This is a genomic window from Paenibacillus sp. FJAT-27812 (assembly GCF_001273905.1).
In the GTDB taxonomy this organism is placed as follows: domain Bacteria; phylum Bacillota; class Bacilli; order Paenibacillales; family Paenibacillaceae; genus Pristimantibacillus.
Window position 1 is genome coordinate 2,616,724 of the sequence record NZ_LIGH01000001.1, and the last position, 12,625, is coordinate 2,629,348.

Annotated in this window: 6 protein-coding genes; 5 read left to right on the forward strand and 1 reads right to left on the reverse strand. The window is 49.6% G+C overall.

Features of this window, described 5'->3' with window-relative positions; translation table 11 throughout:
• Window positions 1-4: 4 nt before the first annotated feature.
• The 3 genes from ADU23_RS11280 to ADU23_RS11290 all read left to right on the forward strand — a co-directional run bounded on the left by ADU23_RS11280 (window position 5) and on the right by ADU23_RS11290 (window position 4,309).
• The gene (locus ADU23_RS11280) at window positions 5-1,264 is read left to right on the forward strand and encodes a murein hydrolase activator EnvC family protein (protein WP_231637356.1); all 1,260 of its coding nucleotides are present in this window, start codon (window positions 5-7) and stop codon (window positions 1,262-1,264) included.
• Window positions 1,265-1,486: 222 nt separating this feature from the next.
• A complete protein-coding gene (locus ADU23_RS11285) occupies window positions 1,487-2,908 on the forward strand; it encodes a S41 family peptidase (protein WP_141680424.1) in 1,422 nt (473 codons plus the stop codon).
• 105 nt (window positions 2,909-3,013) lie between these two features.
• Window positions 3,014-4,309, forward strand: coding sequence for a PDZ domain-containing protein (locus tag ADU23_RS11290; protein WP_053373839.1), 1,296 nt, complete (start codon window positions 3,014-3,016; stop codon window positions 4,307-4,309).
• A gap of 71 nt (window positions 4,310-4,380) precedes the next feature.
• Here ADU23_RS11290 and ADU23_RS33935 read toward each other — a convergent pair whose 3' ends face one another.
• Window positions 4,381-8,790: a collagen binding domain-containing protein gene (locus ADU23_RS33935; RefSeq protein WP_053373840.1), complete on the reverse strand. Its 4,410-nt coding sequence runs from the start codon at window positions 8,788-8,790 to the stop codon at window positions 4,381-4,383.
• A 435-nt stretch (window positions 8,791-9,225) separates the two neighbouring features.
• On the opposite strand from ADU23_RS33935, the gene ADU23_RS11300 reads away from it, so the two are divergent.
• Together ADU23_RS11300 and uvrB are read left to right on the forward strand one after the other, a co-directional pair.
• Window positions 9,226-10,383 carry a response regulator gene (locus tag ADU23_RS11300; protein WP_053373841.1) on the forward strand — a complete coding sequence of 386 codons (1,158 nt, stop codon included), beginning with the start codon at window positions 9,226-9,228 and terminating at the stop codon, window positions 10,381-10,383.
• Between the two features lie 227 nt (window positions 10,384-10,610).
• The gene (uvrB, locus tag ADU23_RS11305; protein ID WP_053377585.1) at window positions 10,611-12,611 is read left to right on the forward strand and encodes an excinuclease ABC subunit UvrB; all 2,001 of its coding nucleotides are present in this window, start codon (window positions 10,611-10,613) and stop codon (window positions 12,609-12,611) included.
• Window positions 12,612-12,625 lie beyond the last annotated feature (14 nt).

The window sequence follows — 12,625 nt, forward strand, 5'->3', positions numbered from 1 at the left end:
GAACGTGAAGAAGAAGAAATGGGTACTATTCACAGTTACGATGATGCTCACGGTGTTTGTATTGCAGCCAACAGGCGGAGAAGCTGCTTCCCTTAACGATATCAAGAAACAAATTGCAGCCGCAAAGGCGGAAATGAAAGCGGCGGAGAGACGCGCTGCCAAAGCGGAGCAGCAAGCGGCAAGCGCTCATCAACAGGCTACCAGCGCCAAGAGCGAGAAGATTGATATTGAAGGCAAGAAATCGGAAGCGGAGGCTTCTATTGCTAACTTAATGGCGGAGATCGATAATGTCGTCATTAACAAAACGAAAACGCAGGCGCAAAGCGAAGCGAAGGAAGAGGAACTGCTGCAGACAGGACTTGAGCTGGAGCAGGCCGAGGAGCGCGTGAAAACGCGCGATGAGCTATTGCAATCCCGTATGCGCCTCATGTACACAAACGGATTTGTTTCGTACATGGACGTGCTGCTCAGCGCGACTAGCTTTACTGATTTTATCGACCGCTTTGACGCGCTCCAATCGATTCTGTCGCAGGATCGCGATATTTTGGCGGAGCAGCGGGAAGAGAAGGAGCTTGTTGCCCTCAAAAAAGTTGAGGTTGAGAAGCAATTTGCCGAAGTGACGGCCATTTATGAGAAGCTCAAGCTGTATGAAGCCCATCTTGTGAAGAAGGAACAAGAGAAGGAACTGATGATAGCGAGCTATAAGAGCAATATTAAACAGCTGGACAGCAAGCTTCAGCAAATCGACAGCACGCTGGAGGAGCTTGAAGGAATTAGCAAGGAGCAAGAGGATCTATTGATGGCACTTGCCGCTAAAGTATCCAAGCTGAATGCGGAGAAAAACAGAATAACGAACCCTTATTCGGGCGGCAAGCTGGGCATGCCGATCAGGGACAGCTACCGGATAAGCTCAAACTTTGGCACGCGGGTTCACCCGATTACCGGCAAGAAGCACACGCATACGGGAATCGATTTTGCCGCACCGCAGGGTACGGATATTTACGCGGCGGAGGACGGCGTAGTTCTTGTCGCGCAGGCATGGAGCACCTACGGCAACTGTGTCATCATTGATCACGGCAATGGCTTGTGGACGTTATACGGCCATATTCGCAACGGCGGCATCAAGGTCGACAAAGGCGATAAGGTGTCGAAAGGCCAGAAAATCGCCGAGGTTGGCAGCACGGGCAACTCGACTGGACCGCATTTGCATTTTGAGGTTCGCAAAAACGAAACGCCGGTTAACCCAAGCAGCTATTTAAAATAAGCGCTCATTCATTCATATTGGAACAACTAGAGGCAGCCCATTGTGGCTGCCTCGTTTGAACTATAACATCCCCCAAATTTTGCGTGGATCATCTTCACCCTAAAATACAAATAATTGTAAGCGAATTGTCATATACTAGGATGGTCTTAAATAAGACCGTGTAAGATGAGAAGGTGGTGTAGACCGGTGCATTTCAAAGGACGCACAGTATTTGCGTTCGTTATGCTGACGATGATTGCATCCGTACTCGTTACGCTGACGATCGCGGACCAAATTATTAAACCAGACGAGGCGTCAAGGCCTGCGCTCACGGCCTCGGCAGCCGATGACGGCGGGCGTTTCAAGCTCAAGCAGGACGAGCTGACGAAGATCAATGCGGTACTGGAATTAATCGAAACAAAATATTATCAAAAGGTCGATCGCCTTGAGCTGCTCGATGGCGCAGTAAGCGGAATGATGTCTTCGCTGGATGATCCGTACTCCGTGTATATGGAGAAGGACGTGGCGACGCATTTTTCAGAATCGATTGAAGGCTCGTTCACAGGCATTGGCGCAGAGGTGACGCTTGAGAATGGACGTATTGTCGTCGTATCTCCGATAAAGGGCTCACCGGCGGAGCGCTCTGGCTTATTAGCTAAAGACGTGCTGCTTTCCGTGAATGGAGTGAAGCTGGACGGGCTGAATTTGCAGGATGCGGTAGCGAAGATTCGCGGCCCCAAGGGGACGAAAGCGAAAATCCAGGTGCAGCGGGCCGGCTTCTCTGAGCCGATTCAGCTCGTGCTCATCCGCGATGATATTGATGTGGAAACGGTATACGGCAGCTTGCGCCCCGATGGGACAGGCGTTATTGAGATCAGACAGTTCTCTCTTCATACGGCTGAGCGCTTTAAGCAGGAGCTTGCTAAGCTTGAGGAGCAAGGCATGAAAGGACTTGTGCTGGATGTGCGCAACAACCCGGGCGGCGTGCTGCCAGTTGTTGTAGAAATCGCGCAATCCTTTATGGAGAAAGGCACAACGGTCGTACAGGTGGAGGATCGGGACGGAAATCGGGAGAAAACGCTGTCCAAGGGGCAAAGCAAAAGCTACCCGATCGCGGTTCTCATGAATAACGGCAGCGCCAGCGCATCGGAAATATTGGCGGGCGCTTTGCAGGAGAGCGCGGGCGCGAAGCTGGTCGGCGAAACCTCCTTCGGCAAAGGTACGGTACAAGTGAGCTACAACAAGGCATTAGGGGACGGCAGCCTGGTGAAAATGACGATTGCCAAATGGCTCACGCCTAACGGCAATTGGATTCACGAGAAGGGGATTAAGCCGGATATTGAGGTGAAGCCTCCGGATCTTTATACGGTAGCCAGATTAACGCTGCCTGAGACGCTTAAGCAGGATACGCTGGGCGAGCAGGTGCGAAGCGTACAAATTATGCTGCACGGGCTTGGCTACGAGCCGAAGCGCGAGGATGGTTATTTCGGGGCCGATACAACGGCGGCCGTTAAAAAGTTCCAAACGGAGCATAGCTTGCCGGCTACGGGACAGGTCGACAAGCAGACCGGGGAAGCGCTGGAGAAAGCGGTCATTAAATGGATTCAAGATGAGAAAAATGACACTCAGCTCCATGAAGCAATTAAAGCGGTAGGCAGGAAATAATGCGCATGCGTCGAATGAATAAGAGGTTGACTCTGTTTAACGGAGTCGGCCTTTTATTTTTTTGCGCTTATAAGGACATGTGGAACGAGCAAAGGAGTGTTGGCTTTGGAAACGGCGATGGAGTTGCTGGAAATGCTCGGAAAAGCGGCTGTCCAATTGGTTGCACAGCCATTTTATTATATTGCGGTTTTGTTTATTGTTTTACAGTACACGAGGCAAATCCGGATGGAGAGGCAAATGTTCGCGGTTAAGCTCCATAACTGGGTAGGCCTGGTTTTTAAAGCGCTGCTGGCAGGGCTGTTGATTGGGATAGCCGTGTCGGTCGCAGGAGCGTTCGTAGGCGTGTCGTTAACGGGCGAGTCGGTAATTTGGCTATGGGCGGTTGCCGCCATTCTTATGCTCGCAAGGATCAGGTACTTATGCTTCGCATATAGCGCAGGAGTAATCACGCTTTTGCAATGGGTCATTGGATGGACGCCGCTCGCAGAGAGAACGGACTTTCTCGGATCAGCGGCAGCGTCGCTGGCAAGCATCGATGCAGCAGGGCTGCTTGTGCTGGTCGCCCTTCTCCATCTGGCAGAGGCTGTCCTTGTACGCTGGCAAGGAGATCGGTTGTCTACGCCTTTATTTCTTGAAGGAAAAAGAGGCAAGCTCGTTGGCGGCTATATGCTTCAAGGTTTTTGGCCCGTACCGCTACTGATGCTTGTGCCAACTGCCGGAGCGGGAGCATCAACGTCGGCGTTGCCATGGACACCGCTGTTTGGAGCGGATTGGTCGCAGGGCTGGACGTTTGTGGCGCTGCCTATGATTATCGGCTTTACCGAAATGACGCGGTCATTGCTGCCCAAAGATAAAGCAAAGCATGCAGCCAAAGGGCTGCTCCTATACAGCATCTGCCTCGCGGGTGCAGCAATATTAGCCTGGTGGCAGCCTATGCTGCTGCCGCTGGCAGCGCTGGTGTCGCTGCTCTTCCATGAAGCTATCATTTGGCGCAGCCGCTCTGTAGAAGCCGCTCAATCGCCACTGTACGTTCATGACTCGCGCGGCTTGCGCATACTGGGCATCGTGCCTGGAACGCCGGCAGCGACGATGGGACTCGTTACAGGCGAGGTGCTGCATAAGGTGAATGGCGTGCGGGTTAGAACGAAAGAGGATCTTTATGAGGCGCTCGTTCAAAACTCCGCTTTTTGCAAGCTGGAAGTGTTGAATTTAGACGGGGAATTAAAATTTGCGCAGCGGGCGCGCTTTGCGGGGGAGCATCACCAGCTGGGCGTAATACTCGCTCCTGATGAGCAGGCTAATTATTATGCAGCTTCAGGGCCGGCATCGCTGCTTGAGCTGCTTCGGAGCTCGCGCACGTCGAACCGTCGCGATGTTCCGCTGGAGAGAGCGGAGAGCTGATTGGCAGAACCTGTGGACGAAAAGAAAGGTGGGTCAGGAGATAATCCTGATCCACCTTTTTTTAATAACCATTAACGTCTTGTTCTTCTTCTTTTCACAACGAGTGTTGCAAGGCCAACTGTAATCATCGAGAAGCCGAGGAGCTGCATAAGCAGATAGCTGCCTTCGCCTGTCTTAGGCAATACCGGTACGTCTGGCGTTGCGATAACTCCGCCTTGCGGCGGCTCTTCCACATCAATTTCGAAGAAGATTTCTTCTTCGTTGCCATCTTTATCGATGACGATGATCGAGAACTTGTCTTTGCCGACGTAGCCAGGATCCGGCGTGTAAACCCATTTGCCGTCTGGCGTGATCGTAACCTTGCCATGGTCTGGTTTAACGCCGCCAATTGGCGTGCCATCCTCAGGAATCTCTACTTCGCCTTCAATGGGCTTGTCGACCTCTGTTACTTCTTTTTCAGTAGAAGTAGTAGGTGCCGGCGTAGCCGATACGGCAGGTGACGCTGTTGGCGATGGAGTAACAGCAGCAGTTGGCGTCGGAGACGGTACTGCAGTCGGCACCACTACTGGAGGGGTCGCCGTAGGTTTATTTGTTGGCGTCGGTGTGGGTGTCGCCGTAGGCGCTGGGCTAGGCGTCACAACCGGCGCAACGAATTTAACGTTTTTGACGGTAACCGGATTAACGACGGTTGATTGAATCGTAATCGCCACTTCGCCGCTGCCGTTAATTGTGTAACCAGCAGGAGCCGAGATTTCTTTGAGCACATAATTGCCATACGGAAGATCGGTGAAGGATACTTTACCGTTAACGGCTGTTGTTTTTTGTCCAAGGCTTACATTCGCACTATTGAACAGTTCGAACTTCGCTCCTTGAAGAACAATAGCAGCATTATCGCTGTCAACCTTGGTCACTTCCAGGCTGCCAAGCGGGATCTTCGTATTCTCTACTTGTTTAGCATTTGTTGGAGCATTGATCGTTACACTCAGCTCGCCATTGCCAATCATTGTGTAACCAGCAGGAGCTGAGATTTCTTTCAGCACGTAATTGCCGTAAGGAAGATCAGTAAACGTGATTTTGCCGCTGGCGTCTGTCGTTTTTTGTCCTTGGCTTACATTCGCGCTATTGAATAGCTCGAACTTGGCTCCAGCAAGAACGGCAGCAATATTGGCGCTGTCCACCTTTGTTACTTCCAAGCTGCCAAGCAAAACGACAGGGATCTTTTTGTTTTCAACCTTTTGCGTAACAGCTGCTGCATTGATCGTTACATTTACTTGACCGCTGCCGTCAATGCTGTAGCCAGCAGGAGCAGATATTTCCTTCAGCACATAATTGCCGTACGGGAGATCAGTGAAGGAAACTTTACCGTTAGCCGCTGTCGTTTTTTGTCCAAGGCTTACGTTCGCGACATTGAATAGCTCGAACTTAGCGCCTTCAAGGACGGTTGCGTTATTGTCTTTGTCTACCTTTGTCACTTCCAAGCTGCCTGTTTTCTTTTTATTCCCAATTTGCTTCGGTAGAGGAGTTGAGGAATTTATCGTTATCTCATAGATTCCGTTACCGTCAATGTTATATCCAGTAGGCGCGCCCGTTTCTTTTAACGTATATTTCCCATAGCGCAGGTTGTTAAATTCAAGCTCACCAGCGGCATTGGTCGTACCACTTGACTTCTTGCCATTGGAATTACGAGTCAATTCAAAGGCTGCGCCCGATAATTTGATGCTTGTATCATCCGCATCAACCTTTTCTATCTTCAAGGAGCCGATATAGACACTGCCGTTGCCCTCAGCGCCAGACAGTGCTACTCTGACCTCGGAAGGGTTGTCGATGATCTTTGTTCCTACGCCATTTCCTGTGAACGAAGCGGTATTCGATACCTTCTCGCCGTCCTTAGCATCAATAATCGATTGATATTCAAGAATGTAAGGCTTGGAAATCGTATTTAGGAAGCGGAGCTCAAAGGTTTCATCGCTATCGATAGCCGGATTGGTATTTTCTGTAAACACTAGCTCGTACTCATTAGTATTTACTGGCCCTAGCTTGTTAACCGTACCGTCCGCAGCTACGGATGTGTTGAATAGCTTGAACGATTGTTTGATCAAGGTTTGCTTTTTGCTAGGCGTATCATTGATTTTGGCGCCAGCCACGGTCGATTGGCCGCGGTTGATATAGATCGTCCAGTTGATCGAATCGTCGCTTTGCGCGCCGGTTTTCGCTACATATTCACCTGCTTTAGGGATCGTTACTTCAGCGTGCAAAGTCTTCTCATTAAAGCCTGTTCCGCTGAATAGAGCATCGTTCTTAATCAATGTGTCGTCAATGAACTGGTTCATGAGACTCGTTTTGAACGTAATCTGGTAAGGCTCGGTAATCGTATGGTTAAAGGCAACGGTCAGCGTATTCGAATTTGCTGCATCTGGATTCGTTACGCTGTACTCTGATGCCGGAACGACAGCGCCTTGAGCAGTCGTTCCATTGCTGTTGATTACGAGCTTACGAACCTCGATAGAGCCGGCTTCATATTTTTGGACAGACTCGAGCTTGTCTATGACTTTAGCGTCAGCAATCGTTTTGCTATTGTAGTTGACGCCGATCGTCCAAGTGATTTGCTTATCGGTCGCGTTATAGCTTCCTTTTTTGTAGCCGTTATCCTGCGTGTTTTTGTTAGGCGTAAACGTTGAAGATCCGGTTTGCTCCTTAACGGCGCCAGCAGGCGTCTCTTTCCAAATGACTTTGCCGTTGTTGGTGAAAGCAATGTTCGCATTGGAAAAATAAGATGTGTTTACATAGTCGTACTGCGTCGTATACGTAATCGTATAGGAAGCATTTCCATCCGGGAGTACAAGGCTGAAGCCCTTAGCCGTGGCAGTATCGCCAACCGGATTATAAGCAAGCGTATAGACAGAATTGCCGACGGTCACTCCGTTTTGCTTAACGACCAGACTTCCTGGCACAAGCTTTAAGGCGCCTAGCTGAGTAGGGAATGTATCCTCGAATTTGAGATCGTACAAATTGTATTTGTCGGCGTTGATTTCTACTTTCCAGTCAATCGTTCTAGCTGCGTAGTTAGCGTTGGAATTTGTTTTGTGCACGAAGTGATGCTTTATCGTTTTGTTGACTGAGCTTTGTTTCGTGTCGGAATAAACGGTGTTATTAATCGTCGCGTCGGCATAAAGGTTCGATGACGGGCGAGTTTGGTATTTGATTTTATAAGCGCCAGTAATCGGATTCGGATTCGTAAAAGTCAGTTTAAATCCGTTCTTGCTAGCTGTATAGTTAGGATGGCTGCTAACGTTGGTGTCTATCGCATAGTTAGCTGCCGGAATCTCAGCTCCAGCCGTGCCGGTAACCGGATCTGCAGCAGGGTACACTTTAATGGAGCCTGGGACAAGCTCATGGCGATTATCAAACAAGTCAGTCAAGGTTGCATTGGCAATGGTATCCTCGCCGAAATTGTATTTAATTTCCCAATCAATCAGTTGAGTAGACTCGTCGTAAGTACCCGATTTCTCGAGCAGCTTGCCGCGCGTATTCGTCACCGTATCAGAGGCTGAGGCATTGCTGATATTGCTGCCTTTCAACAAGGCGGTGTTCGTGAAATTCGCTTTCGTAATATCGGTAATTTGCGTCTCGTACTCCACGCGGTATGAGGAAGCGATATTTCCGAGCTCGATCTTCATTTCGTAAGCAGGAGCCGTAGGTTCCGTGATCAAAGGCGTTACAAGGATGGGATTCGACAAAACGCCGTTCGTATCCGTATCCATTTTGTATACTTTGAGCGTGCCGGGTTTATAAGTAAGGCCGCTGGGAATGATGTCGGTCACTACGGCATCGTTCACCTTTTGCAAATTTTTATTTACGTCAACGGTCCATTTAATGTTTTCTGCGTTAAAGGACTTGTCCGCAATGCCTTTTTTGGCGATGGGGGTGGTTCCGGGCTTAGGCGCGATCGGAATCGTGATGCTGTCTCCGATATTGAACTGAATAGGGACTTCCGTTTTGTAGTTGATGCTTTGCTCGGTGAAGTAATTCCAGAAGCTAAGCGTTCCGTTAACGGCTGAGCCTTCGATCTCTTCATTAAAGGTTAATAGGACCGTTCCGTTCGTAACTTTATAAGTTCCGACTGAAGGCGTGCCGGCCAAAGGCCTTTCCGAAATATTGCCGCCGTACATGACAAATTGCGACGGAAGCTGGAAGGTGTACGTATCGCCGCTCTTATAAGTGTGGTTTTCAGGAAGCTCCCACTCATAATTCAAAGTCAGATATTGCCCTAATTCGACACGGATATCCGGGTTTACATAATAAACGGATTGATAGACAGAGGCTATGACGGTACTAGGGGTATCCTTGTCAGTCAGTTTCATTTTTGTAATAATATTGTCTGTAATACCTGCTGCTTCTGCCGTCTTCAAAGCACCGGCGAAGTTCACGTACTGAAAAATCAGCAGAAACGCAACCATTAATGCGATCGTTCTTCTTTTCATTTCTTAGTATCCTCCATCTTGGTTTGGTCTATTGGGTCTAATCGAAGATAGCGATTAACGTTTAAGCGGCAATGCATCATTCCTTTCTAAATTAAACGGGTAAAATGTAGGGATCGGCCTGCTGTTATTTATGAGATAATCTATGTATGCATGGCAGCTTTACGAGAAAAGCGCCGGCCTAGCGAGGGTGTTTGAAGCTTCGATTCTAGTTGTTTTTTTACTTTTTTCGCTAAATTGCGAGCAGGATTGCATGCTTTAGCATTATATCAACCCAATCTATACATTTTCTGAACATAATAGTTCTTAAGACTTATCGTTTTTTGGCAAGAGCATAAATGATTACGGAGAAGTTGCCGATAGGAGTATGTAAACGGCAACAACGCTTTTTAAGTAATAAAATCGGATTATTTTTACACTGATGTGGGAGTGAAGCAGGTGAAGGCGCTTTTAATAGATGATGAAAGACTGGCTCTTGTTCAACTAGAGAGGATGCTCCGCCAAACGACAGAGGTAACGTCAATTGAATCGTTTCAAAATCCGCTGCATGCCGTGGAGCAAGCCGCTGTGCTGCAGCCGGATATTATTTTTTTGGACATTCATATGCCCGAAATTTCCGGATTGCAGGCAGCCGAGCTGCTTTCCGAGGTTTGTCCGCTTGCGGATATCGTATTTGTAACCGCTCATGATGAGTATGCGGTGCAAGCATTTGAGCTGAATGCGATGGATTATGTGCTCAAGCCGCTTCAAATGTCTCGGTTGCAGAAAACGATGGATAGGCTGACCAAGCGGAGAGGCTTGCCGGCAGCGCCAATAGCTGAAATCGACCACACTCAGAAAATCAATTGCTTCAAAATGCTAAAGTTCCAGTCCTCGGGGCAACAGCCTGAGCTGCCCAAATGGCGGACGGCTAAAGCGCAGGAGCTTTTTGCTTATTTGCTGCACCATCGGGGGCAGATCGTTCATAAGTCGACGCTGCTGGAGGTTTTTTATCCGGAGATGGATTTGAAGCGGGCGATGACTCAGCTCTATACCGCTATTTATCAAATCAGGCAATGCATTCAGAAAATGAATATGAACATATCGATTCATAATTCGAGCATCCAAGAGGGTTATATTCTCGACATCGGCCAAGTCGTGCTGATTACAGAGCTGTGGGAGCAGGAGCTGAGCAAGCTGAGCGGGCCTGTCTCGGGGCAGGTGGATCGTGTGCTGCAATTGCTGGCGGATTATGAGGGCGACTACCTTCAGGATTACGGGTACATTTGGGCTGAGTATGAGAGAGAGCGCTTGAGACAGCTGTGGCTGATCCTCGCGAGGCAGCTTGGCGCATATTACTTGGAGGATGCCCATAGGAAATCCGATGCGCTGCAAATCTATGAAAGAATACAAGCGATGGATCCTTATAATGAAGAAGAGGCGCTGATCGTCATGCGGCTGTATGATGAGCTCGGCTATTATGACAAGGTGACAGCCCATTACGAGCGGCTTCTCCAATCGATGGAGAAGGAGCTGGGCATAGTTGTTCCGCAGCAGGTAAATTTATGGTATAAGAAGTGGCAGGGAAATAGAAACGGCAGAGAGCGGATGCAGTAAGGGCGCAGGCATAAGGCGGGCTCGTACAAATTGGAATACCTCGGCATAAGTCTTGTAGGGACGCTGCTGCGGTATTTTTTTGTTAGGGGATCATTGCGCGGCAGGAAAGATAACGGTATAATATACGGGAACAAACATTCTTATTTTTGTGAAAGCTGATGAAATGAAATTCATATATTTGACCATAATGATAAGAGTATTCGGAATGATGGGGGTGGATGGTAAGCGTGAGCGAACTTGCAAAGGAAACGAAGCTGTTTAAAATTCAGTCGGATTATACGCCGCAGGGCGATCAGCCGAAAGCGATCGAACAGCTGCTGGAAGGAATAAAGGCAGGCAAGAGGCATCAGACGCTGCTCGGCGCGACCGGTACAGGCAAAACGTACACGATTGCGAATATGGTGGAGAAGCTGAACAGGCCAACGCTCGTCATTGCTCATAACAAGACGCTGGCCGCACAGCTGTGCAGTGAATTCAAAACTTTTTTCCCGGATAACGCAGTCGAATATTTTGTGAGCTATTATGATTACTATCAGCCGGAAGCTTACATCCCTTCAACCGATACCTTTATCGAGAAGGACTCGAGCATCAACGATGAAATCGATAAGCTGCGACATTCGGCGACAAGCTCGCTGTTCGAACGGCGCGACGTGATTATCGTAGCGAGCGTCTCCTGCATCTATGGCCTCGGATCTCCGACGGAATACGGAGGGCTCGTGCTTTCGCTGCGAGTGGGAATGGAGAAGCCGCGCGATACGATTTTGCATAAGCTTGTCGATATCCAATATCAACGCAACGATATAAGCTTTACGCGGGGAACGTTCCGCGTTCGCGGCGATATCGTTGAGATTTTCCCCGTTGCCAACAATGAGCGTGCCATTCGGGTGGAACTCTTCGGCGACGAGATCGAACGCATCTCGGAAATTGACGTGCTGACCGGCGAAATTATCGGCGAACGCGATCATATCGCTATTTTCCCGGCGTCTCACTTCGTTACGCAGGAGGAGACGATGAAGGTAGCGCTCGTGAACATCGAGCGCGAGCTGGAGGAGCGGCTCGCCGAGCTGCGCGAGGCAGGCAAGCTGCTTGAAGCGCAAAGGCTGGAGCAGCGGACGCGCTACGATTTGGAAATGATGGCGGAGATGGGCTTCTGCTCCGGCATTGAGAACTACTCGGGACCGCTAACGTTCAGAGAACGCGGCGCCACGCCGTATACGCTGCTCGATTATTTCCCCGACGACATGGTTATCGTCATCGATGAATCACATGTATCGCTGCCGCAAATCAGGGCGATGTACAATGGTGACCGCGCGCGCAAGGAGATGCTGGTCAATCATGGCTTCAGGCTTCCTTCCGCGATGGATAACCGGCCGCTCCGCTTTGAAGAGTTTGAAGCGAAGGCGAAGCAGCTCGTTTATGTATCGGCTACGCCAGGTCCTTACGAGATCGAGCATACCGACAGAATGATCGAGCAGATCATCAGGCCTACCGGCCTAATCGATCCGATCATTGACGTTCGGCCGACGAAGGGCCAAATCGATGACCTGTTGAACGAGATTCGCGATCGCATTGCCAAGGATGAGCGGGTTCTTGTTACGACGCTGACGAAGAAGATGTCAGAGGATCTTACCGATTATATGAAGGAGATTGGCATCAAGGTTCGCTATCTCCATTCCGATATAAAGACGCTAGAGCGTTTAGCGATTTTGCGCGACCTCAGGCTTGGCGTATTCCATGTTCTCATCGGCATCAATCTACTCCGCGAAGGATTGGATTTGCCGGAGGTATCCTTAGTTACGATTCTCGATGCGGATAAGGAAGGTTTCCTTCGCTCGGACCGCGCGCTTATTCAAACGATTGGACGCGCGGCGCGCAACAGCGAAGGCCGAGTCATCATGTACGGCGACAAAATAACCGATTCTATGGATCGCGCGATAAAAGAAACAGAACGGCGGCGTACGATTCAGCTTGCCTACAATGAGAAGCACGGCGTTACGCCGCAAACGATTCGCAAAAAAGTACATGACGTTATCGAAGCAACTAAGGTAGCCGAGCAGAAGGCTGATTATTTGACCGAAGCCGGCGCAGGCAAGATGAACAAGAAGGATCGTCTGGCGCTTGTTCAAAGATTGGAAGCGGATATGAAGGACGCAGCGAAAAATCTGCAGTTCGAACGTGCAGCGGAGCTGCGGGACGCGCTGCTGGAGCTGCGCGCAGAGATGGGTTAAGTAGGAGGAGAAAC

Coding starts and splice junctions, on each gene's coding strand:
- ADU23_RS11285 (WP_141680424.1), top strand. CDS start 1,487: ATGCTGACGATGATTGCATCCGTACTCGTTACGCTGACGATCGCGGAC.
- ADU23_RS33935 (WP_053373840.1), bottom strand. CDS start 8,790: ATGAAAAGAAGAACGATCGCATTAATGGTTGCGTTTCTGCTGATTTTT.